The following is a 25,320-nucleotide window of genomic DNA, read 5'->3' on the forward strand; positions in this document are numbered from 1 at the left end:
GGGTCTGGAACAGACCGTGCTCGGCTGCATCCTGATGCCCGGCGGTACCGCCGGGACGTTCCATGAGGCCGCGGAACACCTGACCACCAGCGACTTCTACCGGCCCTCTCACCAGATCATCTGGCAGACCCTGGCGACCATGGCCGACCGAGATCTGCCCCTGGACCCCCAGGCGTTGGCGGCCGAGCTGCAAACCGCCGGCCACCTGGACAGGGTGGCCGGAGCGTCTTACCTGATCACGATCACCGAGCAGGGCATCACCCCGGCCAATGCCTCCTACTACGCCAAGCAGGCCGCAGGCCTGGCGGTGCGGCGGCGGATGCACCAGGCGACGGTGACCATGCGCCAGATCGCGTTGACCGGTACCGGTGAGATCAACGCGGTGCTGGAGGACGCCGACCAGACCTGGGCCCAGGTCCAACACCAGGGCCAGGCGGTGGAGGGCATCGAGCACTTCGGCCAGGAGATGCTCGCCGACGTCATCGACGACCTGGACTCACCAGAAGATCCGATGGGGGTGCCCACCGGGTTCGCCGACCTGGACGCGCTCACCAACGGGCTCCACCCCGGCGAGCTCATCGTTGTCGCCGCCCGACCCGGCGTGGGCAAAACAACGTTCGGTCTCAACGTGGCGGTCAACGCTGCCAAGGCCGGGCACCGCACCCTGTTCGTCTCCTTGGAGATGAACCGCAACGAGCTGGGCCAGCGCATCATCTCCTCCGAAGCCAGGGTGCCGCTGCACACCCTGCGCAGCAAGCTCACCAGCAAGGACGACTGGGCTCGTATCGCTGAGAAACAGAAGGAGATGATCGACTGGCCGCTGATGATCTCCCACAACCCCGCCATCACCTTCCCCCAGCTCAAGGCGGAGATCCGCCGCCAAGCCCGCCGCCACGAGCTGAAGATGGTGGTCCTGGACTACCTCCAGCTGCTCCAGGACCCGGAGTCGACCTCGGCCGACACCCGTGAACGGGAAGTGGCATTGATGACCCGCGGGCTGAAGGTCTTGGCTCAGCAGATCGGGATCCCGATCGTGGTGTTGTGTCAGCTCAACCGCGACTCGGCCCGCAGGGAGGACAAGCGCCCGCAAACGCACGAGATGCGTGAGAGCGGCGCTGTGGAACAGGACGCGAACATGATCCTGCTGCTGCACCGCGAGGACGTCTACGACAAGGAGTCGCCGCGGGCTGGGGAAGCGGACCTGATCATCGGCAAGAACCGGAACGGGCCCACCTGTGATGTGAGTGTGGCCTTCCAGGGCCACTACTCCCAGTTCGTGGACATGGGCCAGGGATAGAGCCCACGGTTCAGGTGCCGTAGGCACGTCACGACGTGCCTACGGCACCTGCGTGGAAGAGTGCGGTTCGGCCCCAGCGGGCATCCTGCCGTGCTTGGGTTGTTCCCCACCCCCTGCGAGGCCGGGAGCCACCCTGTGAATGATGAGCACCCCGAACTGGAACAGAACTCCGACGACCGTTTGTTCGACCGGCTTACCCGCCCGGACCCGCACAGTCTGGAGAACCTCCCCCAACGGGATGAACCCACGTGGGAGTACTACGCCGTCCACCCCGATGGTCCCCTGGAACGCCGCACCGGCGGGCGCCGCGGGATCATCGACTACCTCAACTACGCCCAGGACAAAGCCCACAGCGAGGGCGAACTCGGCACCGAACCTCTGGAAGACCTGGACGACATCGAAGCGGCCTGGATCGGTACCTACGACCGGGAACGCCTGCCCGACAACCCTGTCGCCAACCACATGATCCAGGTCTTCGACCTCGGACAGACCATCGGTAGAACGAGGGGCATCGTGGCGTTCACCCCGGCCTTCTACCGGGCCGGTCGCGGACGACAATTGGTGGGCCATCGCCTGGCGCTGTTGCTCAAGATCCACGCAGAGATCCGTGCCGACCTGGACGCCGGACGCAAACCCCGGCAACGGCTCTGGCCCTCAGAGATGATCACCGCCTCACGCGGGGTGGAACCGAACGCGGCGTGGGAGGAGTTCCAGCGTCTGCGCAGCCGCCTTGCGCCGGACGAGAAGATCACGGACGTCATCCGGGAACGTGAAATCCACCTGAGGGCTGGACGCGACCCCGATCATGTGTGAGCCAGTTGAGTGGCCCCGCTCTTACGGGTTGGTGTGGGGCCACTCGCTATGTCCGGGGCTTACGAAAACTAACGCCGGACCCGACTCTGCAACCTGAAAGCGTCGCATCAGGGCAGGTCAGGGCGAACTCGGGCGGGTCGGACGCCAGGGGCTAATGAAACCTTATAAAGGAACGCGCACGAGGGGCTTGCCGTGTTCACGGCATGACGTACCTACGGCAACCACACCTGCGAGAACCTCGCGTACCCCTAGCAGTTCGCCGCCGTCTGTGGAGGACTTCCAGGAGATCTATGCCGTAAAGCTGCCGCTACAGGATGCTGGTCTGCCCCGGCACCTGGTCACGCCCGGCCCTGGCCCGCCCCAGACACCGGCGGCACGTGATCGGGCTGGCGGCCGGGTACAGCCGGAGCGGGTCCACAGCGGCGTGGCAGGCCACCGCGGGCACCTCGACCCCGGCCCACATGTGGGTGGTGAGCCCGTGCACCACCCGCCCTTGCCCGATCCGGGCGCCCTCGGCGTCGGCCAGCTCGTGTCGGCGGCGACGCAGAGTGGCGGCCAAGTGCTCGATGTCGGCCTCGGGTTCGTGGGGGTGTTCGGGGATCGGGTCGCTCATGTGATCAGGATGCCCATCACCGGCCATTCCTCGTCAGGGTCGGGGACCGGGACCAGCCCGCACGCGGCGAAAAACCGCACCCGGTCCTGCACGCCCTGGTCCTCGTCGGGGACGGCGAACACCCACCCCACACCCGCCCGGGCAGCGGCCGCCACGAACGCGGACACCAGCTCCCGGCCGACCCCGTTCCGTTGATGGGCCGGGTCGACGACCACGGCCTGGAGATAGCCGTGCGGGGCCGGGATCGGAGCGCCGGGTCCTGGGTATCGGGCACCGAACGTGCCGCTGGCCCATCCCACCGGCCGGTCGGATCGGTCGACGGCGACCAGGAGCACGTCCCCGTCCGGGGCGTAGGCGACACCGGCCCGGGACGCGATCACGGCCAGGGCGTGACGCTCCCCGGACCGGGACGACCGAACCTCCACCCTCATCCCTGTCCGGTCAGGTCCCATTCGGCCACGCTCCGCCAGGTGTAGGCCGGTACCGCGGGGTCCTGGCTCACCCACACCAGAGCCAGGGAACGCACGTGCACCGGGACGACCACGCGGGTGCGGCCGATTCGGTCGGCCAGGGCCCGGCCGGTGCCGGCGGTGTGGCAGTAGGCGGTGGCCAGATGGAACGAGTGGGGGCTGTGTACGCGGGTCGGCAGGTCCGGGCCCTCGATGCTGGCGGCCTCGGCACCGGTCCGTAGCAGCGCGGCCATCCCCTCCAAAGAGGATTCCCAGGACCAGCCGGGTGGCCGGCGCCATGGGTCGGGCGGGCCCTCATCGAGGAGCACCCCGTGCTCGGTCACCATCGGGACCATCAACGCCTTCACCGGCGGGTTGGTCAGACGTTCCACCCACTGCCCGATCGCGTCGGCCAGCAGTGCCGCTTCGTCCTCGGTGGCCTGGTCCAGTCGGCCGATGGTGATGTGCCGCCACCGGGCCGGCACCGGGGCGATCAGGTCCCGGTGCTGAGGGAGGATCTGCTGCTGCCGGTCGAGTTCGTCGGCCAGGGGGCCGCCCTCACAGCAGTGGTCACCGCAGGTATCCGGTAGGGCGTACAGGTGAAGACGTTCCTCCTCTGCCGGCCAGGGGGCCACCGCTCGGCCGATGAACGGCGCCATCGGCCGCAGGAGAGCGGCGACGTGGGCGATCTCGGCACGGGCCGCGGCGACCTGGTCGGGTCCGGTCTCGTCGGGTCCCAGCACCCCCTCCAGGTCGTGTCGTAGCTCTTCCCTGGCGCGCAACAGCCGGGCGTGGGCCTGCTGTAGCTGGGGGGTGGACATGTCCTCGTAGTGGCGGGGCTGCTTGGTCTGGGTGGCCATACAGGCAGTGTGCCCGCCGGGCGGCACGAGCGGGTGTCCAGCACCGGCCAGAGCTGTTGTGGTCGGTGCCTGTGGTGGCACCAGTCGGGGTACCCACGGGCGGGGTCTGCGTAGGGCCTGACCAGAAGCGGAACGTGAGCACACCCCCGCCGGCCATAGCGGCGGGGGGTATGGCGAGGGGCGTGGCTACCCCGGTGGCGAGGTGGGTCCGGGCGGGGTTCCGGCGCAAGCAACCATCCGTTGCGCACGTCGGGTGGCGCCGGGTTCCCGTCCGGGATGGCGGGGTGCGGGGGCGGCGAGCCCCCGCGTACACCAGTCCTGAACTGGAGTGATACGCCTCGCACGGGTACGAGGCGTGCGACGTTCCTGGTGGGTGTGGGGCGGGTCAGCGTCCCATGCCGGGCCCTGATGGCCGCCGGCTCTGAGACGGGGACGGCGGTTTCGGAGTGGGCTGCGTCGGGGTCCTGGGCGGGCGGGCCGTGCGTGTGGGAGCCGGTGCGAGCCCCCCGACCTTGGTCATCGGGCGACGGTTCCCGTGCCAGGCGGCTCGGACCCCGTGCGCGGCCACCCGCGCCTGGAGGCCCTGGAGCTGTTCGGGGGGTAGAGCACGTAGGTCGGCGCGGGTCAGGCCGCGTTCGACGGCCAGCGGTTCCACCGCCGCCAACAGGCGGGCCTCCTGGGCCTGTTGTTGCTCGTGGCGGCCACGCTCGATCTTGGCCCGACGGGCCAGTTCGGCCCCCTGACCGCGGGCCGTTCTCGCGGCGTCGGCGACCTCGTGGAACTTCTCGCGGACCTCCTCGACCGTCGCCCGAACCTGGTGGGGGGTGGCGCCCTCCACCAGCAACCGCATCCGGGAGAGCTGCGCACGCTCCTCGGCAAGCCGGAGTTCCTCCCGCAGGGCTGGCAGCCCGGCCTCCAGCTGGTTCGCGCGGCGGATCAGGGCGTCGGCCTTGGCGGCCAGGCGCTCGTGCTCGGGCACCGGGCGGCTCTCGTCCTCCTGGTTGTGCTCGGGCTCCTGGCCCCCGTTGGCGATCGCCGGTTCGGTGGGGCGCATCTGTTCCAGCTCATCGATGAGCAGCCGATCCTCGTCCTGGGTCAGGGTGGAGAGGTAGGCCGACACCACCCGCTCCAGCGCCTCTTCGGCGGTGGCGGCCTCCCCGAGCCGGGCCCGGGTGGTGTGGGGCTCGATCTCGGCCCCGGGCAGGTACAGGTCCGTCCTGACCTTGGCGCGGCTCATGGCGGGGTAGAGGGCGTGGGCGTCGGCTCCCAGCCCGTAGACGTGGCACCGGTCGGTGGTCACCCCTTGGGCGGAGGCGATCGTGGTCGCATACCCCAGCCCCAGGTCGCCGCGACGGATCTGCTTGGGGCTGATCCACGCCCGTTCGTTCTTGCCGTGTCCCCAGACCACCAGGGCGCCGAGTTGGGCGTCCACGGCTGCGACGACGCCGCGGTAGCCGTTGAGCACGTCGGGTTCCTCGGAGTTCCGGGAGCGGTAGTCGTTGCGGCGCACGCGGACCTGTTCTCCCAGGGCCAGGGCCAGATCGCCGGAGCGGGTGGCGAAGGTCAGCTCCTTCCCGAGGTGGCCGGCGGCGCGGGCGGCCTGGGCGGCGCGCAGGTTGAGCGCGTCCACGTCCGCCTTCGTGGCGGCGACCAGGAACAGCTTCTCGACGGCATCGAGGGGGTTGGCGTAGCGGGCCCGGTCGGCGGTCCAGGCGGCCGCCATCTGGGCGTGGGCGGCGTCAGCGTCGACGGGGGCGTGCACCATCCCGCGCTGTGCCCACAACGCCAACGCGGACTTGCGGGCGCCCTGGCCCCAGGCCTGGAGCGCCTGACGGTCGGCGGTGTCCTTCTGGCGGCGGTTCTCACGCAGCTCCGCACCGCCCATCCGGTGATGCAGGCGCGCGAACACGCTTCCGGCGGCTACGGGCCGGAGCTGGAGCGGGTCCCCGATCGAGACGATCTTGGTGCCCCGCTTGGCGGCCTCGCGCACCAGGGCGGCCATGTCCCGGTCTCCGACCATGGCGCCTTCGTCCACGACCAGCACGTCCACCCCGCGCAGGCCGGGGCCGCCTGTGATGCGCTGGCGCCAGGAGGCGATAGTGCGCGAGGTGATCCCGGCTTCGGCGCGAAGGCCGGCGGCCGCCACCGCGGCGACGGCGGCCCCTTCGACCCGGAATCCGGCCGCCTCCCACGCGCACCGGGCCGCCGACATGAGCGTGGTTTTGCCGGTCCCGGCGCCCCCGAGCACGGTGTCGAGGGCGTGGCCGGCCTCGATGAGGCGCACCACGGCGGTGAGCTGCTCACGGGAGAGGTGGAAGCCCTTGACCTGCTGCCAGATCTTCAGGGCGCGGGCGGCTTCGTCCCGGTCCACGATCGCTATCTGAGCGTTCTTGCCGGCTTCGGCGGTGTCCAGGATGGTGGCTTCGGCTTCGGGCAGGTCGGCGGCGGTGTAGCGGGCGGAGTGGGACATGTGGGTGGCGCCCAGGTCCGGCAGCCGCAGTGCCATGGGGTGTTCGAGTACGTGGGCGGTGAGTACCTCCAGCTCCTCCCCCGAGGCGATGCCGCCCTCGCAGGCGGCCGCCACGGCCGCCATCACCCGTGCCCGCGAGGCGACCTTGTGGTTGGCGGTCACCCCCGTTTCGGGGTCCCACACCGCGGCCGCCACCGCATCCGGGTTCGGCCCCAGGTCAGGGCGCGGACCTCGCGCGGCCGCGGGGCCTTCAGCGCCGGGTTCGCGGCCCTGAAGCGCGGCCCGCCACAACACCGCGGGCGGGAACTTCATCTCGCGCATCCGTTTGTGCCAGGAGGCGCGCTCCTCGGAACGGGTGGAAGCGACCTTCTTCTCCGCGGTGCGCCGGGCGGCCGCGCGGGAGACCGCCCCGGGCGCATCGGCGCCCACCTCCGCGCGGGCCTGGTTGCGGCGCCGGGAGAACCCGTTCTTGACCACGTCGGGGATGCCGACCAGCTCCCACTGGCGCGACTCGGGGTCCTGGGCGTAGCGGAACCCGAACTCCTCGGTGAGCTTGCGGCGCTCGATGGCGCGCTGCATCTCTCCCAGAGTGGACACGTGCCGCATCAGGTCCCGGCCGCCGGCGGCGATCGTCCTCCACTTGCCATCGACCGTGGAGCGGCCCATCACCGAGATCATCACGTGCGTGTGGGTGTGCGGATCCCCCGGCTCCCCGGCCGTCATGGCGCGGGCGGTGCGGTGCTTGGTCGCCGTGGCGATGATCCCGGTGGCGTCCACCCGCTGCGCTTGTTGGCCGTCGCCGTGGTGGCCCACCATCACGTACCCCACCCACCGCTCCAGGTGCGCCACGGTCTCGCCCACCGCTTCGTCGTGGATCTGCTCCATCCGGCGGGCCGCCTCCGGCGGGGCGGCGGCCTGAGCGGCGTCGGTGCGCCGGTCGCGGGTGAAGACCACGTCGTAGGCGCGGGTACCGATGTCCACCCGCTCGTCGGCGTGGTCCTGGGCGTGGCCCAGCTCGACCGCGTCGTAGACCGTCTCCAGGTCCACCCCGGCCGCCGTGGCGATGCGGGTCAGATCCGCCACCGGCGCCCGATGGTGTTCGCCCTCGGAGGTCAGGCAGCGCAGCAGCCGGTTGTACCGATCCCACGACCACCGGGAACGCGACGTGGTGGGGCGGGGCCGGGTCGCGTCTTCGGCCCAGGAGAGGCGCCACAGCAGCTCTTGGACGCTCACCCCGTACTCGGCGGCGGCCTTGTCCACGGCCTCGACCAGGGGGCGGGCGGGTAGCAGCGCGTCGGGGGAGGTCGCGGTCTTGAACTTGACCAGGCGCTGGCCGGTGCGGGGGTCGCGTCCGGCCACGACCTGGCGCATCTCCTCGACGTCTTCGGCAGTGGCCAGCACGGTGCCCGGAGTGCGGTCGAACTCCTTCCAGCCCGACCCCAGCCGGACGATCGGATCCTGGCCCTGAGAGAGGCCGAGACGGTATTCGACCGCGACGTCGGCGGCCGCCACCCGGTCCTCCCCGCACGACCCCGCGAGGCGGTAGTCGGCCTGTTCGGCGGTGTGGATCGGCGTCACGTAGACCCCCACCCGACCACCTCCAAGCCGTGTCGTTTTTCGCCCGGTACGGGCGGTTTGTATCGCGGCAGCGATACCTGACGCACTCACCTGCTTTTTGGGACCCTAGCGCGCACCCCTTCACCCACCCCGCACAACCCCCCGTTTTCGGCCACGAACACGTTCGTGCGAGCACGGACATGTCAGTGCCCACGAGCACGAGAACGTCAGCGAAGTTGGCCCGTACAACGGGGTTCCACACACCGCGGCACTACTAGTGATCGTGGTTTCGTCCAGGACGAAAAGGTCGGCGGGCCGGTACGGTGCCGCCATGGACGAACACCACCACGACGACGATGACGGCGAGGACCAGGAGCTGCCCGACCTCGACCCACAGGGGCGGCCCTACATCGGCACGCCCCGCATCACCCAGACCACCCGCACCCGTCTGGTGAGTCGCACCTGTGCCTGGTGCGGCGACCCGGTCCCCTACTCAGGGAAGGGCCGGCCTCCCACGTACTGTTCCCCGGCGCACCGCACCCGGGCCTGGGAGGTGCGCACGGCCCTGACCCGCCAGGACCGTGACCGGCAGACAGGGGCAGCGCGCGGAGAGGAAGAACCGGTGCGCGAGGTGATCCGGGAGGTGCGCACCCGCACAACGACCCGCTCGGCCCGCATCGAGGTACCGGTCCCCGGACGGGTGAAGCAGGTTGTGGTCGAACGCCCCGCGAGACCGGAGAAGGCGTGGGAGGTGTGCGCGGTGCTGAGTCAGGCACAGATGGCGATTCGGGAGGGGCTGATCGCTGAACACGACTACGACCGGTTGTCGTTCGCGGCGCACGCGCTGATCAGAGCGATCGAAGAACAGCAACAGCAGGGGTAGTTACGTCACGGACGAATCCATGGTCACGGGTCGTGCCTCGGTTTGATGGGTGGCTTCGATTGGTGGGTTCTGGCTGCTCGTGTCGATGGGTACCTGGGTGCGTTGCTCTGGTTTGACCTTGGATGTGTGGGCTCGTACTGAGTCGTGGTGCTCTGAACTTCGGTTCCTGGGGTGTGGGTTGTTCAGAAGTGGAGATGTCGGCGGCCGGCAAACGTCGGCAACAGGCTCCTACCTGGGCAAGCGCCAAAGGCTACGGGGCGTGAGTCAAGTCCGGTGTCTACCGTCGGGTCCACTGTCGGGACTAGCGTCGGGTCAAGCGTGGGGTCTAGTGCCAGGTCAACCTTGCGGGGGTCGAACACGCACGGTGAGAACCATGCCAGGCGAACCGCCCACCGGTTCTTCGAACCGCCGGCGGACGTCGCCGCCTGGTGGCAGGCTCATTCCTATGAGCGAGACACAGACCCCCTCTCCGACCACGGCGACCGTGCGCCTGGTCGGTGGTCCCGACGACTGGCGCGGCCAGGCCCTCACCCACCTGAGTCCCGAGGAACTGAACGCCCCCCGCGAGGCCCTGGGCGCCTACCTGGTCAGCACCTGTGTGCCGCCCGGCCACCCTGACCCGGCCGCTCGTGCGGTGTACGAACCCGACACAGAGCCCGCACCCGCCCACGTGTGGTTCTTCCGCGGCTGGGTGCCGTCCGGCCCTGCGGACGCGGAGCTGCGCACCGCCGATCACCACCAGGCCGTCGACGTCACCCTCGACACCGACGGGCTCCCGACCGAGTGGGTCGAGGACAGCGGCACACGCCACCGCGTCGACCAGGGACTCGCCCACTGGCAGAGCACCGGAGAGGACCAGCTGGCACCGGACGTGTGGCACGTCCGCTCGAACGGCATGGACTGGGAGCTGCGCCACGACGTCGCGGACATGTGGGAAGCCGGCCGCCTTCCTGCCACGGAAGGGGGCCTGGAATGAGGTTCAGCGATCTTGGGCGTGGCGTGCTGCTCGCGTTCGTCTCCCTCACGGCCGTGGCATGGTCGGCCTACAACCTGGTGCCCTACTACGGCATCGTGCACGGTCTGGCGTATCAGGTCCTGTTGCTGACCACCATCGCGATGCTGTGGTTCAGCCCTCGGATGCCTCGGGCCGGCTTGGTGACGATCGCTCTGCTCATCCTGGCCGCCATGGCGATCGGCGCCTGGGAGGCGATCGGCGCTCGTGGTATCACCGGCGCGGGCCTGCTGTTCTCTGTTGCTCTGATCCCGTTGTTCTTTATGCCGTTGCTGTACACGGCCTTGGAGTCGAGGAAAGACACCACCGAGAAGCCAGCCTAAGTCTGTACCCCAGGACGAGGTTGGCCCCACACCGTGCGGTGTGGGGCCAACCTCGAACGAGGGGTTACTCGCCGCCGGCTTTCTTCCCCTTGGCGGCCAGGATCTTGCGGTACTGGCGCGGGATCTCCCCGGTCATGTAGATCGCGGTGAACCCGACCATCAGACACACGAGCTGAGTGATCGCGACGAAGACCCAGCCGATCCACCCAAGCGCTGCCAGCCCACAAAGCACGAGAACGGGTGCCAGTAGCAGAGTCCAAGCCGCGATCGTCGGCAAGCCCGCAGCTTCCCTTTGCCACCTGGACCGAGCGTGCCACGCCAGAGCACCGATGAACGAGACCGTGTAGACCAACCCCAGCACGTGGCCGACCCAGCCGGGACCGCCCTGGTCGGTCACGATGCTCACGGCAATCAGCCACAGCATCGCCGCGCTCGTCAACGGCAGCAGCGTCGTGCCCATGGTGAGCCGAATCAAGGAGCGGCGAACCTGTTCAGGCTCCTGCTGTAGCTGGTACTTGCGCACGGCCCGCATAGCACGGGTGTACCGCGAGACCTGACGATCTTCTGCAGCCTCCTCCGTATGAAGGCGGCGGAGTCGGGCCAGCTCTACCTCGCGTTTCTCACGCCTAAGGCGGTTCTCCTCCTCGATGTCTCTGGCCAGTTCGTCGGCATCCCGGTAGCGATCCTCCGCATTGCTCACGCCATCTCCTTGGGGGTTTTCACTGATCAGATGGTGACGTTGCTACGTTTCCTCAACACGTACACCGGCATACACGCGTACCGGTACGCGTGTATGCCGGTGTGCCGGTCAGCGGGCACGGCCGCGGCGCCCCGCCTTTCCTGTTTGGGGTGATGGGGCCTCGTTCAGGGCGTGGATGATCTGCTTCGGTGACATCTGCTCACGGAGCTGTTCCAGGGCCAGGCGCACCACGGCACTGGAGACGTTCTCCTTACGGTCGGCCATCCCCGCGGCCCGGACCTTCCACATCCAGTCCATGAGGTCCTCGGTCAGGTAGGCCTCGATCGAGGGCGGCCGGGTTCGCTTGACGGGCTCGCTCGCCTTCGTGGCCGTGCTCTCCTGGGGTGCCGGGGTGTCGGTAGACGCGTGTACCGGTACATCGGTATACCCGGATGCCGGTGTACCGGCCTGCGGGTGTGCCGGTGCCGCTGTGCTCTGAATGGGCTTGGTGAGCTTGGGCCGGCGGGGCTCGGGGGTGATCTCTCCCCTCCGGTTCCCACCGCGTGCCCGCCGGCGGGCCTGGGCTTCGGCTTCCAGGTCGTCCAGTCCGTCCATCAGGCCGCCCCCACCACACGCTCGATCTCCGCCACGAAGGGTTCGGCCCGCACCGCGATCGGCTCCGAGGAGACCGCCCTGCGCAGAGTGCGGGTCTCCAGCCAGGTGTACTCGTGCACCATCGGGCCGACCTGTGCGCCGGCCTCGCTGGTGATCTTGCGCAGCCACTGGATGTAGCGGCTCTTGGGCACCCCCGAGATCTGGTTCGGGATGATCAGCAGGGGGTAGTCGGGGACCTGCTCCAGCATCCCTTCGAGGGCCTCCATTGGCTTCTCCTCGAACAGCGCGGGGACCAGGACGCGGTCGGCGGCCGCCATAGCTCCGAGTGTGGAGGGGGTCGATCCGCCGGGGTGGGTGTCGACCACCAGGTCGCGGTCCCATTCGGTGGCCCACTTCTCCAGTAGGTCGGCCATGGTCTCGGCCTCGGGTTGGACCATGGCGAAGTCCTCGTGTCCTGGCAGCAGGTCGGGTTTGGATTCGCCCCCGGGGATCCACTTGGGGGTCTTACCGGTCTCCAGTGCCGAGAGCAGGGGGGAGCGCATCCGGCGCTCGGTGCGGTAGCCCCAGGCCCGGGTGGAGCTACCCCGGTCCCAGTCAAGGTCCACCAGGACCGCGCCCATTTGGTAGGCGACTTCGTAGGCCAGGGTGGTCTTGCCGACCCCGCCCTTCCATGACGCCACGGTGATGATTCGTCTACTCATGGACGCCAGTATTCCGGTATACCGGCACACAGGGAAGTCGGTACACGCGTGTGCCGGTGTACCGGTACACGCGTTCACCGGTACACCGGCATGTGTCTTACCTGGAGATTCCAGCGAATACCGGATCCCTGGTGGAGGATGGTCTCCATGAAGACCAGGACCGCCTCCAGCGGCCAGGACCACGACGACCTGGCCGCCGAACCCACGGCACGACGGCGCTCCCGGCCTCTGCCCGGGGTGTCCGCTGCCCTGTCCCGCACCCCGCACGGGGCGGGCCTGGCGCACTGGGGAGGACCGGCCCCCGGAGGCGAGACCCAGGAGTCGACCGGCCTGGTGGACGTGGCCGGTACCGGCAGGCCGGGACGGCTCCCCGCCACCGACTGACCCCGGACACGACGAAGCCCCCACACCCCGAGCGGGGTGTGGGGGCTTCGTCGGTTCCCGGGTTGCTACAGGCGTGCCCACGTCTGTAGGTCCTGTTCAGCAGGCGGGTACCAGGCCCGCACGATCTGAGCGCTCACCTCCTGGAACAGCTCTTCCATCTCGGAGGTGAGGATGCGGTCGACCTTGTCGTCTCGCTCCGGACGCACGGTGGACGGCAATGCCACCAGCAGGCCGTGCAGCCGCTCCCGGTCGGGGTCGTGTCCGGTGAGTCCGAGCACGGCCAGGATCCGGTCCAGGGCGTGCAGCGGTTCCAGGTGCCCGACTTCCTGACCGGCCCGGTCCATCTCGGCCGCGAACAGGGGCGCCAGGTCCTCCAGGACACCCGCGAGTTCGTTGTGAGGGTCGGTCTGGATCTGGGAGACCAGACCGGTGGCCCGGCGCAGAACCTCGATGTCGGCGCTGTCCATCCGGGCGGGGTGCAGTGGCGTGTACTCGTAGCGGCCATCGGGGGCGAACATCCGGTCGCCGTACCGGCGCGGATGCCCGTCCTCCGCCGCCATCTGCTCGATGGACTCGTCGACCTCCAGGGGCGCGACCACGTCGAACAGCCGCCCCAGCGGGGATACGAGGTCGGCGGCTTCCATTCCCAGCAGGTCGTCGATCTGTGCTTCGTCCAGGGCTCGGGCCCAGACTTCCAGGGCGGCCACGGTGCGGGTCAGGTCACCGTCCAGGTCGGGAACGAGAACAGGAACGGTAGTGGTGTCGGTCATGGGGTCTGCTCCTCTGCCGCCTCGATGGTGGACACGTTCTCGATCAGGAACCTGACCGCTTCGCGGCCGTCCGTGGTGTGGCTCAGGGTCAGGTGGCGGTCCTCGTGCACCCACCCCACGGTCCCCGTGACCGGGGCCGGCTCGGTGTGCGTGATCTTTTCGGCCGGGGTCACCGTGGCGCGTTTGCCGTACAGGAGCCGGGCGGCGGCCGCGATCTCGTCGAGACGGTGTCGGGGCCGGCCTCCCGGCATGTACGGCAACGGTGTGCCGTCGGTGTCGACCTCGGGGTGGTCCTTGAGCGAGGCCAACACCTCGATCCGCTCGTCCCGGTCGCTCAGGCCGTGGTCCTCGTGGAGCACCCGGTGCGCGGTCACCGCGGTGACCCGCACGCCGTCCACGAACAGGCGCTCGCCGTCGCTGGCCACGTAGCGCTTCGTCATGGGTGTCATGCCGTTTCCTCGATGTCGGTGTAGAGGGCCTTGCCGGCAGCTTCGCCCAGCAGCTCCAGGGCGTAGACGATGTCGGCGTACACGGCCGGGTCGGTGACCAGGCGGCCGTCGATGAGCACGTGGTCGGTCATGGGCTGGGATGCGGATCCCTGCATGGCCACGGTGAACGCGCTGGGCTCGTCCTCGAAGTCGGCGGCGTCGACGGTGAGCTCGTAGGGGGTCAGGTCGAAGGAGTCGGCGCGCAGCTTGCTGGACTCGGCTGCCAGGGCCTCCAGCCCGAGTTCGGTGGCGTGGTGGTGGCGCAGAGACTGGGCAGCCGCCTCCAGCTTGGACACGGCGTCGGCGGCCTCGGCCGGGTTGGCAGGCGCGACCAGGCGGCGCAGCCCCAGAGCCGTCTGCCAGATGGCCAGGACCGCGGGATCCGGCTCGCTGTCGTGGGCCAGGTGCGGTCCGACCACCGCGTCGATCTGGTCCAGGGCGGGCAGGATCGCCGACAACGCGGCTGGGCCGGACACCGAAGTGTGCTCGCGGCGGTCCAGGTCCAGGTGCTTCCAGCGCTCCCAGGCGCTCTGGCGGCTGATCCCCATGGCCGCGCCGATCTTCTCCCAGGGCACCGAGCGCAGCCGAAGCGTCTGCACTTCGCTGTCCAGGGCTGCGTCGGTCAGGGACCGTTGGGAGGCCAGGTTGTGCAGGCGCAGCTCCGGCAGTGCCGAGTGCACGTGGTCCTGCCAGGCCCGACCGAGGAACTGCTCGACCTGCTTGGGTGCGCTGCCGTGTTCGGAGGGGTAGTCGGTGCGGAGGAAGGTGTCCATTCCGCTCCAGCCGCAGTCACATCCGGCCCGCCAGCCGGTGACGCGCTCGGAGACCTGGTCGGTCCACTTGCTGGTGGCGGTGTCGTCGTCCAGGACCATCACGGTGAAGCCGTTGTGTTCGTTGGCGGGGTCGTAGGTGGTGGCCAGAGTCCAGCCCATGGAGGGCCTCCAATCGCGTCAGGTTTTCCTGACAAGCATCATGTCAGGATTTCCTGACGCGCGGGAGGGTTTTCGGGGAAGTCTCGCCCCAGAGCAAGGTTCCTGACCCCCGATAAGTCAATGTTCTCGGAAGCGAGACGCATCGTCTCGCCAGTAGGGCACAGAAAAGCCCCCGCCGGATGAACCGGCGGGGGCGGTGTCAGGCGTAGCCGTCCGGGTCGCGGGAAGCCCGTGGTCCCACTATGCCCCTGACGACCACGCAGAGTGATTACACGGGGCGGGCAGAGGCGAATACCGACTACTCGATCACCGGCCTCCACCAGAATCGCCCCCGCTTCGGGGCCGTCGCTGACGGCCCCGAAGCTACCCACGGGTTACTTGGCACCTGGTGACACGCTCCTTACCGACACCCCACGAAGCCCGGGGGTCGAGGAGGATTGCTACAGGATTTAGCGGTAGACCCTCACGGGCTCACCGGTCAGTGGTGAGCGCCTCCAGCGCGCGGGTCTTGTCCGCCTCGCTGGGCAGGGCATAGCGGCGGGAGCCCCCACAACCGATGGTTGTGGGGGCTTCGTCGTGGGGTCATTTTTGGACCGCCCGCGAAGCTACTCACGGGTTACTTGTCCTGTTGCCGGGCGCTCGGGAGAACCACCCCATGATGCCAGGAGCAGCCCGCCCGCAGGCGAACAGCAGGGATGAGGGACGATTCCGGCTGCGGGAGTGTGACCGCTTTCGGCCACCGTCGCCGCCCTGTCGCCGGGTACACCTCTACCGGAGGTGGTCACGATGGCATGCGCCCACAACTGGGGGGACGGACCGAACCCGGGTACCGAGCAGTGCTCGAACTGCGGGGCGATCCGAGCGAAGAACTACTGACCCACTTCGCGGGGCGTTGGCGGGTTGTGGTCCGCACAGTCCGGGCGGCACCCCCCGTCGGTGTAGTTGACCATGCTCATCGACTGGCACCGGCTACACACCAGCCGCTTCGACCCTGGTGCCTCGTGCCGCCACTCATGGTGCCCACGACGGCAGATCCCGGACGGCCAGATGCGGGTCGGATCAGGGGTGCTCATGGTCAACACCGTAGACCGGCGACCCGGGGTGGGGAAGCGGGTGTCGAGAACGCGACGGAATGTCCAGGCATAGAGAAAGCCCCGCGCAACCGATGGTTGCGCGGGGCTGGGTTCAGATTCTCGACCTCGGGTGAGGGGCTACTCGTCGTCGATCTTCTCGCCCTTGAGGCGTCGCAGCATCTTGCCGGCCTTGCTGGGATCCTTGCCGGCTGCCTTGACAAACCGCATCGTGCTGTCGGCGTGATCGAGCAGACGGAACAGGTCTCCGCGTTCGACGTCGCTGTAGATGTCGGAGATCGCCTGGCGGTAGGCAGTGCTGGCGTACTCCAGCCGGAACCCGGGGAGGCTGGTGTGGACGAAGACCTCCTGATCGCCTTCTTCCTCGGCCTCCAGGATTTCGTCCTTTTCCAGCGCGAGCAGGACACGAACGATCTCCTCGCGGGTGGTGCCCGGGAAGATCGGCCGCAAGTTCTGGTGCAGGTGGTGGACGCGGACCGCACGCTCGCCCGCGTTGTTCGACTCGCAGACCAGGTGGTGGAGCAGAGCGACATGCGACTGTTCGGGGGTTTCCTCCAGGCGCAGGACGCCGTTGAAATCTCGGGTGATTGCCACCGGTTCTCCTTCTACTGTCGGGGGTCGGTGTATTCAGGATGCCCTTGTGGGCGAGGCTTTGGGTGGACCTACGGACTTTTCCCTGGCTATCGGCCGCCCTGTCCTCCCGGCGGCCAGATCTGCTCCAGGCGGGGCTCCCAGAAGCAGCGGTCCTGGCGCATCCGGTACAGGGCGGTGATGGCTCCCAGCGCGGTGGACCAGGGGTCGTCTTGGGCGCCGTGCTCGTCCTCATCGAGGTCGGCCCACAGATGGTCGGCGTCCACGTCGGCCAACCGACCGGCGGCGGTGCCGTCGGTGGTCTCGACCTCGATCTCCTCATACAGGCTCATGCGGCCGGCTCCCATGAGGGCCAGGACGTCGGCGTGGTTCATCAGCGCTCCCTCTGCATGGTGCGGCCGAGCGTGTGCATCTGCTCGGCCAGATCCTGGAACTGGCGCACCTGAGGGTCGTTCGGGGCCAGAGCGGCTGCCGCTTGCAGCGAGGACCGCAGCCGGGCGGCCTCCCTCTGAACTTCCTTCCCGCAGGGCAGCAGGGTGTGGGCCAGCTCGGACAGGCGCTCGGGGGTATCCCAATCCGGTCGGGCCCGACCGGCCAGTTCGTCGACCTTCTGGTCCAGGCGCTCGCGGGCCTCGCTCTCCTCCTCGATGGCGCCCGGGTCGATCTTGCCGAGCCGGCTGATCCTGGAGGTGCGCTCGTCTGAGTCCAGGTCGGGGTCGGCCAGCAGCCCGGCGCGTTCCCGGGCGCGGTCGGCCTTGCGGGTCAGCGTTCCGATCTGGCGGCGCAGCTCCATGATCAGGTCCAGGGTGAACTGGGTCTCGCGGTCCAGGGCCAGGGTGGGGTCGATGCGCAGCGTGTCGGCGAGCCGGTCCAGGGCGCTGCGCACCTGGGGGTCGGTGGCGGTTTCCAGGGCACGGTGCAGAGTTTCGTGGGCGCGGCGCACGGCCGGGTGGGTGCGCACAGCCTGGGCCGGGGTCATCGTGGTGGCGTTCAAGATCTCTCCTGCTTCTCGTGGGCAAGGAAGCGGCCCGCCCCCGGCAAGGGGCGGCCGCGGGCGTGTGGTGTTGTTCGGGGGTTTCAGGCCGCCCTGCACTCCGGCACGTCACCGGTCAGGGTGGCGCCGGGCCACGCGTGGTCGACCATCCACTGCGCCTCGGCCCGATCGGTGGCGCGCACGCAGTAGGTAGGGCCGCCGTTCGCTCGGGCGGCCGTGGTTGGCCACCACCAGTCGGGCCGGGTCGGGTCGTAGCGGCGGGCGTCGAGCATCCGTACCCGGTCGGGGTCGGGCCACAGCCTGCGCAGCGGGGCCAGGGCCTCATCGAGGGTGGGCCCGTACTTGATGTAGGGGTGCACGCCGGGCTCTTCGGTGAAGTGGAAGGTGATGCGCCACCATCCGTCGCGTTCCCACACCCGCTCGGCCAGGCGGTGGTGGGCTTGGGTGAGTGTGAGGGTGTGGCGCGGGTCGGTGCCGGCCAGGCGGCCGTCCACCCAGATCCAGGACAGGGCCGGCCCCACGCGGTAGTGGGAGTCATCGGGGTGGGCCAGGCCGTCGATGGTGACCTGGGTGCGGGTCTGGTCGCGGTGGTGGGTGTGGGTGATGGTGGCGCTGGTCAGTCCGGCGGTGTGCGCGGCGGTGTGGAGTCGTCGGGCCGCAGGCGGTGAAGTACTCACAGGAGGTGCTTCCTTGTCGGGGGGTGGGTGGACCGGGCGGTCCCCCCACCCCCGCAACCACAGGTTGCGGGGGCAGAGGCACGGCGTCGGGTCGGGGTGGGCCGGCGGGCTAGAACAGGGGGTCGTGGGTGGCGGCGACCGTCTTCTCGTCCTGCAGGAGGTGGCCGTGGGCGGGGCACATGGCGCGGTTGCGTTCGGCCCACAGCTCCCAGGGGGCGCCGTCGGCGTCGGTGGCGTAGCCGGCCGGGATGCGGTCCAGGTCGGGGGAGTCGATCAGCAGCGGCTGGTCGCCCTCGTCGTCCATGAGGGTGCGGATGCAGCTGGGGGCGTCGCAGCCCACCCGGTACCAGGTGGTGGGGTCGAACATCGTCTTCTCCTCTGCTCTTGGGGTAGACAGGGGCGGGGCCCACCGCATCGGTAGTGCGGTGGGCCCCTTCGTGTGGTCGGGTCAGAACAGGGCGGGCTGATCCACCGGGTCGACCAGGAGCTCGGACATCGCGGTCACCGCCAGCTCCGGGCGTCCGGCCAACCAGTGGTGGGCCCGGTCGGTGTGGGTCGCGCACAGGTCGTAGACGTACTCGCCCTCGGGTGCCTGGTAGCGCAGCCGGTGGTCGGGTTCCTCCTCGCAGTCCAGATCGGCGCAGCTCACGCTCGCTCCTCTCCGGCGGGCAGGTAGCCACGGCGCATCCCGATGCCGGTCAGCCGGCGACGCACCTGGTGGCGTGAAGGGGCCGGTGACGGTACCGGGGGCAGGCCCAGTTCAGCGCGTAGCACGGCCCAGGCCGGAGACCCCAGCACTTCGTCGACGGTGATCCGGGGTTTCATGGCCGCCCTCCCAGCCAGTACTCGCCGGGCGGGGTGGTGTACGCCTGTTCGGCCACGTCCAGAGCGGCGACGGTCAGGCCCTTGAGGTGACCGGTCTCGTGCAGCAGCCGGATCCACACCGCCTCCAGCGAAGCGTCGGGTTGCTCGGCGGGGGTACCGCCGGCCCGGTAGTGCTCCAGGGTGGCCAGAGCCAGGGCCCCCACCTGTGTGGGGGTGTACCAGGCGGCGCCCTTGGTCTCGCCCGGGGCCGGACGGAGCCGGCCGGTGACGGTGGCGGCGGCGACCTCCCATTCGTGGCCCGGGCGTGGGGTGGCGGGCAGGGACGCGCACAGGTTGGGCAGGTGCCCGCGCCAGAGCGTGGTGGGTGCGCCCACCACGGTCAGGCCGACCTCTTCTTCGACTTCGGCAACCAGGGCGGAGGCCACATCGGTGTGGGCGTCCTTGACGTGACCGGCCACGGGGGCGGTGCCCTTAGGCCACCAGCCGCGGGTGACCATGAGCAGGTCCCCGGCCGGGTTCTCGATGATGACGCCGACGCTGGTGCCGCAGCACCGCTTCGCGGTGGTGTTCGTGGTGCTCATACTGGGGGTGCTCCTTTGCGGGAGTAGTGCGGCCCGCCCCGGTCCTTGTCGGCAAAACCAGTGCCGGGGCGGGCTGTCTGCTTTCCTCGTACGCCTTCGTGTGGCGTGGGCCGGGTGGCCTCTGCACCCCTCCCCCGGCGGGGAGGAGTGCAGGGATCAACCGGAGATGAGGGCCAAGGCGGCGGCCGCGGTCTCGCGCAGGCTCGTTCGGACCGGAGCGCCGAAGCGCTTCGCCACGTAGATCAGGTAGCGGTTGCGCTCGGGGTTGGCGCAATCCGGAGGGCATCCCAGGACCGCGCGGCCCGTGGGGGCGTCCAAACCGAACTCCACGTTGGTGGTCATGGCGGGCATGGTGCGCAGGTCGCGGGGGATCCAGAACAGGATCGCGTCGGCGTCGGCGCGGGCGGCGGTCTCCCAGTCGACCTGGTGCTCGTAGCGCTGGGCCCGGACCCCGTCCCGCGATTCGGGGGACAGGACGGTCAGCGTCTCGGGGCCGGCCCACAGGCCGGTGAGGAGGTCCAGGGCCTGGGGCCTCCAGGAGGGGACCGGGGTGCGCTTGTCGGGGGTGGGGCCGGCCAGGAACACGCTGGGGCCGGTGGCCGGGTAGGTCTCGCGGGCCATGATCAGCTGGGTGGTCACCAGGGGCTCCTTCGTGCGAGGTGTGCTTGGGGGTGGGGGGTCTTACCGCTTGGCGGCGGCGCGCGCCTCGTGCTGGGGGGTCCAGGGCAGCGGCAGATCGTCGCCGGCCGCGCGGGGGACCACGTGCACGTGCAGGTGGAACACGCTCTGAGTGGCGGCGGCGCCCTTGGAGGTGATCAGGTTCGCGGTCGGGAGTTGGGCCATCAGTTCGGCGGCGCGGGCCATGGTGGCGGCGGTGACGGCCGCATCGACGCCGGCGTCCTGCACGTGGGTGCGGGGGATGACCATGAGGTGTCCGTCGTTCACGCCTCCGGAGCGGGGGCGGATGGCCAGGGCGTCGGGCCACTGGCGGACGACGGTGGCGGGGGCGGTGCCGTCGGCGATTCGACAGAAAACGCAGTTCATGGGGTCTCCAGTCCGGGGGGTGTCCCCCAACGCACGTTGTCACTACGGTGATGACAACGTAAGCCGCTCGCCCCAGCTTGTCAACACCGTAGTGACAACGTATTTTGGGTGCATGATCAACTCCGACGACCCCGACGACCCCTACCTGGAGATCGTCGACATCGCCGAGCACCTGGGGGTGAAGGTCGCCTCCGTGCGCCGCTACCGGGCACGCGGAGGATTGCCCGACCCCGACGGCCGTGCGGGCCAGTCGCCTCTGTGGCTGCGCAGCACCATCACCACCTGGGCGCGAGATCGCCCCGGCCAGGGATGGCGCAAGGACCGCACCAACACCTGAGATCGACGACCGATTGCGTGTGGCCCCGAGGTGTTCCTCGGGGCCACAACCGTGTTCGGGGCCGGTGGCGGCTCAGTGGTTGTTGTGCGGGTGGGAGGGGCCGGGGTCGGAGGGGTCGTACCAGTCCCCGCATACCGGGCACTGCCGGTCGGACAGCACCGGGTCGAGCGTGGCGTGGGGGGCGGACAAGCGCATACGATCGGTGTCCTCTCTGTAGGGAGAGCGACGGCCCCACCCCGCTGCCAGGCGAATCGGGTGGGGCCGTCTTTCGCGTGTGGTGGACCGGACGGTCCCCCCGCACGCCCCGCAACTCTTCGTTGCGGGGCGGTCAGAGCCAACGTCCGGGCGTACTAGTCGGTGCGCATGATCACGTAGAGGCCGTCGCGCTTGTGGGGCAGGGTGATCGGCGCGGTGGTGGTCGTGGTGGTCATCGGGTGGCTCCTTGCTACAGAAGGCGGATCTGGGTCGGGGGCAAAGCGGCGAATTACGTCGAGTGAGGGGAAACGGGTTCGGGTGCACACCACCCGAACCCACGCACCCCCCATCGACCTGGGGATACGCCGGTTCGAGTGCCCGCAATGCGGGGGTTTGTGGTGGTATTCGGGTGCCCGAATCTCTCGTTCGGGCACCCGAGGTTCGAGCACCCTGAGTGATCAGTTCAGGGCCCAGGGGGCCTTCTGCGAATCGCGGGTACGCCCGATCCGGCCCGCCTCGGCCAGGGCTCGCAGGGCGTGCTTGACGTTGGTCTCGCCGCACCCCTCCCGCCCGGACAGGGCCCGGATGAGTTGGGCGCGGGTGCGCGGCCCGTGCCCGAGCAGTTCCAACACGGCCCGCTCAGCCACCGACCCGCTTGTGGGTTCGACCCCGACCTGAGCGGTGGTGGTGCGACCCACCCCGTTGCGCAGCGCCTCCAGATCGATGACCGGAGCCACCGGCCCCACCGAACCCCCGGCCGGTGTGGCCGGCGGGGAAGCGGCCTGGGCCGGATCAGGGGTGGGCATCGGTGCGCCGCTCATGGCGGCCCGCCCGGCCAACCGGGCCGCTTCGACCCGAGCGGCGGCCGCGGCCCGGTTGGCCTCGCGCTCGACGTCGGCCCGGGAGAGCAGATGATCGGATCCGGTGTCGATGGCCCCGTAGGTGGCCTCATCCATCCCCTGCACCGCGCCGGCCTTGGCCGCGGCCATGCGCTCCTCGCGGCCGTCCTCGTCGGCGAACAGGGTGCGCATCATGACCTTGCCCAAAACCTTGGAGACCGCGAAACCCGCGTAGGGCTTGATCGCCTTGCCGCCTGGCAGCTTCTTGACCAGGTTGGGGTCGGGCAACAACTTGTTCGGGTTCAGACCGAAGTCCTGGTAGTAGGAGTTGCCCTGGTCCTTGTCGAGCTTGAGCGCGATGGCGTTGGCGCCGGTGACCAGACCCCGCAGCATGGTCGAGCCGCCGAAATCCCCGGCGGTGTAACCCTGGGAGGCCAACAAAAGCCCGAACCCCAGCGACCTTCCTTCGCGGGCGATGTAGAGCAGCTTGGCGACGATTTCGGGGTCTGCGGTCAAACGGTGGATCTCGTCGATGACGATCAAAATCCCAGGAAATTCGGGGCTGGCCACGAACTTGGAGGAGTTGGTGATACCGGCCTCCACCAGGGCCTTGCGGATGGCCATGCCTTCCAACACCCCGTCCAGCACCCGGTGCCACCGCTTGGGGTCGTCGCTGACCACCGACACGTGCGCGTGCTGGGCCAGACGCGGTGAGGAGTTGCCTTTGGGGTCGATGTAGAGCACCGAGGTGACGCCGGTCTCCAGCGCACCGATGACCAGGGTGTCCACCAACACCGACTTACCGGCGCCGGTGGTGCCGGTGACGTAGCCGTGCTTGATCCCCGAATCGTCATAAAGCAGCCATTCGGCCATCTCCGAGCCGTCCACCACCCCGCCCACGGTCAACGTGGTCAGGTCCCCGCGCCGATGCACCAACTGGTACTCGCCCAACGGGTAGACCCGTGAGCGCACCCGAGCGGACATGATCTGCACGCTGATGATGGCCGGGTCCGGCTCAGAATCGTCTTCGGGCTCGTGATCCTCGAACACCAGGAACTTCTTGGCCACCCCCAAAGCGGAGGCGATCTTGCCGCTGACCATCTCCACACTGGCCAGGTCCTGCTTGCCCGGCACCAACTGCACGGTGCCCCCGGCCCCGGCCGGGGCGGGGCGGATGCTCAGCTGGGCGCCGGGCAGGATGCCGCCCTCGCACCCCACCCGCGAGTTCCACCGCCCACGCACCCGGGCGCACAACTGCTCGGGGCTCTCATCGACCGTGGAGGGCTCCGCTGCGCCGGTGGCGGCGTCAGGCCGCACCACCGCCGTGTGGTGACGGTGGTACTGCCAATAGCGGGCCGCGCACCCCATCAACGTCAAGGTCCCGGCCGCGGTGGTGGTGGCCCACCCCTGGACGGTGTCGGGGGCCGCGGCCGCGCACAACACCGCGAACATCGCCGCCACACCCGCCACCACCCGAGCATGGCCCGGCTCGCGCGCCACCCAGTCAGCGGCGTGCGGCCACCTCTTGGCGGCCTTCTTGGTGCCCAGCACCTTCGGCGCCAAGGCCGCGGTGCTGCCGGCACCGAGCACGGCCAGGGCCACCGACCCCAGCGGGGTCAGGCCCGCCTGGGCGGCCATCCCCACGTGCACGGCGATGGCTCCCAAACAACCGGCGCCCCAGTACCAGGGGGCGAGCACGTGCCGGTACATCAGGCGCAGGCTGTCGCCGCCCGGGCGCACCAAAGCGTTCCAGATCCGGGCCGGCCACCCCTCCGGGGCCATCTCCTGCCCCCCAGATCCCAGCGGCGCGGCACCCCTGGCAGAGGTCGAGGAGAGGGACGTGGCGGGCTTGGTCGAGCGGCCGTTCTTGGTGGGCAGGGTGAGGGTGATGGACGCGGGCATGGTGACGCTCCGTTTCTTTTCTGTCTCGGGCGCCCGAATCGGCGCACCCCCTCTTGTCCTGGGGATACGCCCGTTCGGGTGCCCGCAATGTGCGAGTTTGTGGTGGTATTTGGGCGCCCGAATCTTACGTTCGGGCGCCCAAATCCGATCACTGTGCGTGCATGAAACGGGGGGTCGGTGGCGCCCTGCCACCGACCCCCCCGACCATGCTGGGCAGGGCCCGTTCTCAGTCGTCGTCGGGGTCGTAGTACTCGCCCGAGCGGGCCGCGTCAGGGGAGTCGGAGTGGGCCTGACCCACGGTCTGACCCTCCGCGCGCAGGGCTTCGGCGAAGGCCTTCAGCTGCTCGGCCACGTCCTGGGCGGCCTCGCGCAGCTCGGCCATGGCCGTGAGCGGATCCCCGCTCACCTTGGCCGCACGCATCTGCTCCTCGACGATCTCCATATGCGGGCCCACTGACCGCTCGCTGGTCGTGATGGCCTCATTCAGCACCCGCAGGTCCTCGCTCAACGTGCTCATCTGTTCTGTGTTCCTCTCCTGGTGTGTGCTCGAAGGTGGGGTTATTCCTGGACGTCGTCGGCGTCGACCTGGCTGTTGCCGGACGCCTTGCGCTGCTCGGCGACGCCCTGGTGAGCCTGCTGCAAGTGGGTGCGGGCCGCGACCGCCTTCTCGCGCACCGTGCCCAACTGCTCGACCGCGACGTCGCCCAACGCGACGGTCTCCTTGCTCACCTTCTTGACGGTGGCCCGAGCGGTGATCTGCTCCACCCGGTCCACCAGCTCGGCGAAGTAGGTGTGGTACTGGCCCAGCGCCTGGTCATGGGCGGTGTAGGTGGCCTTGTCGCCCAGCAACAACTCCATCGGAATCTCCTTCTCGTTGTTCGTTTCATTCGGTGTGGTCGGGGCGGGTCGCAACGGGATGACGTTGTCGCCGGCCCCTTCAGGCAGCGCCCCCTCGTCGGGGGCGCCCGAGTCCGTGTCGGCGGCCCAGACGTCTTCTTCGGCCCCGAACCGCTTGGTACCGCGCTCCTTGAGCAGCGCGTAGCCACGTTTGATCTGCGCTTTCCTGTTGTCCAGGAACTGCTTGCGTTTGGCCTTGCGCTCATCGCGGCTCAGATACCGGTTGGCCCGCCACTCGTCGGCGCTCTCCAGGCCGTCTTCCCACCAGTGCACGAGCAGGTCCGACAGGGTGATGCGCCGGTGCCTCACCGGCTTGATGACCTTCTGTTTGTCTTTGGCCTTGGCCCGGGCCCGGCGATCCTCCATCCGGGCCATGCGCAGGGCGTGTGAGGGCGGGGGTTGGCCCTTGACGATGGCGGCGGTGTCCTTGATGCCCGACCCGGCCGTGCCCCAGGTGACCAGGGACGCCAGGATCAACGCGGTGAACGGATCCATGTCGGC

At 69.4% G+C, this 25,320-nt stretch carries 30 protein-coding genes; 7 read left to right on the plus strand and 23 right to left on the minus strand.

Going from position 1 to position 25,320, the window contains the following annotated elements:
- The coding region (gene dnaB / locus BQ8420_RS02800) for a replicative DNA helicase (RefSeq protein WP_087096220.1) at window positions 1–1,297 on the plus strand (1,297 nt) is incomplete at its 5' end.
- 135 nt (window positions 1,298–1,432) lie between these two features.
- Entirely contained in the window at window positions 1,433–2,110 is a 678-nt protein-coding gene (locus BQ8420_RS02805) for a hypothetical protein (RefSeq protein ID WP_087096221.1), read from the plus strand.
- 307 nt (window positions 2,111–2,417) lie between these two features.
- On the opposite strand, the gene BQ8420_RS02810 is transcribed toward BQ8420_RS02805, so the two are convergent.
- From BQ8420_RS02810 to mobF, 4 genes are all read right to left on the minus strand, one after another.
- Window positions 2,418–2,723: a hypothetical protein gene (locus tag BQ8420_RS02810; protein WP_200815769.1), complete on the minus strand. Its 306-nt coding sequence runs from the start codon at window positions 2,721–2,723 to the stop codon at window positions 2,418–2,420.
- A complete protein-coding gene (locus tag BQ8420_RS31765) occupies window positions 2,720–3,154 on the minus strand; it encodes a GNAT family N-acetyltransferase (protein ID WP_160049265.1) in 435 nt (144 codons plus the stop codon). The genes BQ8420_RS02810 and BQ8420_RS31765 overlap by 4 nt, the downstream gene beginning before the upstream one ends.
- A complete protein-coding gene (locus BQ8420_RS31770; protein WP_160049266.1) occupies window positions 3,151–4,032 on the minus strand; it encodes a hypothetical protein in 882 nt (293 codons plus the stop codon). Before BQ8420_RS31770 ends, BQ8420_RS31765 begins: the two co-directional genes overlap by 4 nt.
- Before the next feature lie 385 nt (window positions 4,033–4,417).
- Window positions 4,418–8,092, minus strand: coding sequence for a MobF family relaxase (gene mobF, locus BQ8420_RS02825; protein ID WP_160049267.1), 3,675 nt, complete (start codon window positions 8,090–8,092; stop codon window positions 4,418–4,420).
- Window positions 8,093–8,390: 298 nt separating this feature from the next.
- On the opposite strand from mobF, the gene BQ8420_RS02830 reads away from it, so the two are divergent.
- The 3 genes from BQ8420_RS02830 to BQ8420_RS02840 all read left to right on the plus strand — a co-directional run bounded on the left by BQ8420_RS02830 (window position 8,391) and on the right by BQ8420_RS02840 (window position 10,277).
- Entirely contained in the window at window positions 8,391–8,942 is a 552-nt protein-coding gene (locus BQ8420_RS02830) for a hypothetical protein (RefSeq protein WP_087096225.1), read from the plus strand.
- Between the two features lie 445 nt (window positions 8,943–9,387).
- Window positions 9,388–9,918: a hypothetical protein gene (locus tag BQ8420_RS02835; RefSeq protein ID WP_087096226.1), complete on the plus strand. Its 531-nt coding sequence runs from the start codon at window positions 9,388–9,390 to the stop codon at window positions 9,916–9,918.
- Window positions 9,915–10,277, plus strand: a complete 363-nt coding sequence (locus tag BQ8420_RS02840) for a hypothetical protein (RefSeq protein WP_087096227.1) — start codon at window positions 9,915–9,917, stop codon at window positions 10,275–10,277. Before BQ8420_RS02835 ends, BQ8420_RS02840 begins: the two co-directional genes overlap by 4 nt.
- Window positions 10,278–10,341: 64 nt before the next feature.
- Here the strand turns inward: BQ8420_RS02840 and BQ8420_RS02845 are convergent, their stop codons facing one another.
- The 3 genes from BQ8420_RS02845 to BQ8420_RS02855 all read right to left on the minus strand — a co-directional run bounded on the left by BQ8420_RS02845 (window position 10,342) and on the right by BQ8420_RS02855 (window position 12,272).
- On the minus strand, window positions 10,342–10,977 hold the full coding sequence (locus tag BQ8420_RS02845; RefSeq protein WP_087096228.1) for a hypothetical protein: 636 nt from the start codon (window positions 10,975–10,977) through the stop codon (window positions 10,342–10,344).
- A gap of 108 nt (window positions 10,978–11,085) precedes the next feature.
- Complete coding sequence (locus BQ8420_RS02850; protein ID WP_087096229.1) at window positions 11,086–11,571, minus strand: hypothetical protein; 486 nt, start codon at window positions 11,569–11,571, stop codon at window positions 11,086–11,088.
- Window positions 11,571–12,272 (minus strand): ParA family protein, encoded by a 702-nt coding sequence (locus BQ8420_RS02855; protein ID WP_087096230.1) that lies wholly within the window; start codon window positions 12,270–12,272, stop codon window positions 11,571–11,573. Before BQ8420_RS02855 ends, BQ8420_RS02850 begins: the two co-directional genes overlap by 1 nt.
- Window positions 12,273–12,419: 147 nt before the next feature.
- Between BQ8420_RS02855 and BQ8420_RS02860 the strand changes: the two genes are divergently transcribed.
- Window positions 12,420–12,656 (plus strand): hypothetical protein, encoded by a 237-nt coding sequence (locus BQ8420_RS02860; RefSeq protein WP_143847071.1) that lies wholly within the window; start codon window positions 12,420–12,422, stop codon window positions 12,654–12,656.
- A 65-nt stretch (window positions 12,657–12,721) separates the two neighbouring features.
- On the opposite strand, the gene BQ8420_RS02865 is transcribed toward BQ8420_RS02860, so the two are convergent.
- The 13 genes from BQ8420_RS02865 to BQ8420_RS02930 form a co-directional block, all read right to left on the minus strand.
- Window positions 12,722–13,426: a hypothetical protein gene (locus BQ8420_RS02865; RefSeq protein ID WP_087096232.1), complete on the minus strand. Its 705-nt coding sequence runs from the start codon at window positions 13,424–13,426 to the stop codon at window positions 12,722–12,724.
- Window positions 13,423–13,875: a hypothetical protein gene (locus BQ8420_RS02870; RefSeq protein ID WP_087096233.1), complete on the minus strand. Its 453-nt coding sequence runs from the start codon at window positions 13,873–13,875 to the stop codon at window positions 13,423–13,425. The genes BQ8420_RS02865 and BQ8420_RS02870 overlap by 4 nt, the downstream gene beginning before the upstream one ends.
- On the minus strand, window positions 13,872–14,846 hold the full coding sequence (locus BQ8420_RS02875) for a hypothetical protein (protein WP_087096234.1): 975 nt from the start codon (window positions 14,844–14,846) through the stop codon (window positions 13,872–13,874). The genes BQ8420_RS02870 and BQ8420_RS02875 overlap by 4 nt, the downstream gene beginning before the upstream one ends.
- 1,211 nt (window positions 14,847–16,057) lie before the next feature.
- On the minus strand, window positions 16,058–16,531 hold the full coding sequence (locus BQ8420_RS02885; RefSeq protein ID WP_087096236.1) for a hypothetical protein: 474 nt from the start codon (window positions 16,529–16,531) through the stop codon (window positions 16,058–16,060).
- 86 nt (window positions 16,532–16,617) lie between these two features.
- A complete protein-coding gene (locus BQ8420_RS02890) occupies window positions 16,618–16,902 on the minus strand; it encodes a hypothetical protein (protein ID WP_087096237.1) in 285 nt (94 codons plus the stop codon).
- Complete coding sequence (locus tag BQ8420_RS02895) at window positions 16,902–17,522, minus strand: hypothetical protein (protein ID WP_087096238.1); 621 nt, start codon at window positions 17,520–17,522, stop codon at window positions 16,902–16,904. Before BQ8420_RS02895 ends, BQ8420_RS02890 begins: the two co-directional genes overlap by 1 nt.
- 83 nt (window positions 17,523–17,605) lie before the next feature.
- Window positions 17,606–18,199: a hypothetical protein gene (locus BQ8420_RS02900; RefSeq protein WP_087096239.1), complete on the minus strand. Its 594-nt coding sequence runs from the start codon at window positions 18,197–18,199 to the stop codon at window positions 17,606–17,608.
- 109 nt (window positions 18,200–18,308) lie between these two features.
- Complete coding sequence (locus tag BQ8420_RS02905) at window positions 18,309–18,566, minus strand: hypothetical protein (protein WP_087096240.1); 258 nt, start codon at window positions 18,564–18,566, stop codon at window positions 18,309–18,311.
- Between the two features lie 81 nt (window positions 18,567–18,647).
- Window positions 18,648–18,848, minus strand: a complete 201-nt coding sequence (locus tag BQ8420_RS02910) for a hypothetical protein (RefSeq protein WP_087096241.1) — start codon at window positions 18,846–18,848, stop codon at window positions 18,648–18,650.
- The gene (locus BQ8420_RS02915; protein WP_087096242.1) at window positions 18,845–19,024 is read right to left on the minus strand and encodes a hypothetical protein; all 180 of its coding nucleotides are present in this window, start codon (window positions 19,022–19,024) and stop codon (window positions 18,845–18,847) included. The genes BQ8420_RS02910 and BQ8420_RS02915 overlap by 4 nt, the downstream gene beginning before the upstream one ends.
- Complete coding sequence (locus tag BQ8420_RS02920) at window positions 19,021–19,605, minus strand: NUDIX hydrolase (RefSeq protein ID WP_087096243.1); 585 nt, start codon at window positions 19,603–19,605, stop codon at window positions 19,021–19,023. Before BQ8420_RS02920 ends, BQ8420_RS02915 begins: the two co-directional genes overlap by 4 nt.
- Before the next feature lie 156 nt (window positions 19,606–19,761).
- Entirely contained in the window at window positions 19,762–20,244 is a 483-nt protein-coding gene (locus BQ8420_RS02925; protein WP_235005890.1) for a nucleoside 2-deoxyribosyltransferase domain-containing protein, read from the minus strand.
- A 42-nt stretch (window positions 20,245–20,286) separates the two neighbouring features.
- Window positions 20,287–20,649, minus strand: coding sequence for an HIT family protein (locus BQ8420_RS02930; RefSeq protein WP_087096245.1), 363 nt, complete (start codon window positions 20,647–20,649; stop codon window positions 20,287–20,289).
- Between the two features lie 112 nt (window positions 20,650–20,761).
- On the opposite strand from BQ8420_RS02930, the gene BQ8420_RS02935 reads away from it, so the two are divergent.
- A complete protein-coding gene (locus BQ8420_RS02935) occupies window positions 20,762–20,986 on the plus strand; it encodes a hypothetical protein (RefSeq protein ID WP_087096246.1) in 225 nt (74 codons plus the stop codon).
- Between the two features lie 653 nt (window positions 20,987–21,639).
- On the opposite strand, the gene BQ8420_RS02940 is transcribed toward BQ8420_RS02935, so the two are convergent.
- The 3 genes from BQ8420_RS02940 to BQ8420_RS31775 form a co-directional block, all read right to left on the minus strand.
- Complete coding sequence (locus tag BQ8420_RS02940; protein WP_087096247.1) at window positions 21,640–23,922, minus strand: FtsK/SpoIIIE domain-containing protein; 2,283 nt, start codon at window positions 23,920–23,922, stop codon at window positions 21,640–21,642.
- A gap of 226 nt (window positions 23,923–24,148) precedes the next feature.
- The gene (locus BQ8420_RS02945; RefSeq protein ID WP_087096248.1) at window positions 24,149–24,439 is read right to left on the minus strand and encodes a hypothetical protein; all 291 of its coding nucleotides are present in this window, start codon (window positions 24,437–24,439) and stop codon (window positions 24,149–24,151) included.
- 41 nt (window positions 24,440–24,480) lie between these two features.
- On the minus strand, window positions 24,481–25,314 hold the full coding sequence (locus tag BQ8420_RS31775; RefSeq protein WP_087096249.1) for a hypothetical protein: 834 nt from the start codon (window positions 25,312–25,314) through the stop codon (window positions 24,481–24,483).
- Between the last annotated feature and the right edge of the window lie 6 nt (window positions 25,315–25,320).

The organism is Nocardiopsis sp. JB363 (assembly GCF_900143625.1).
GTDB lineage: Bacteria > Actinomycetota > Actinomycetes > Streptosporangiales > Streptosporangiaceae > Nocardiopsis.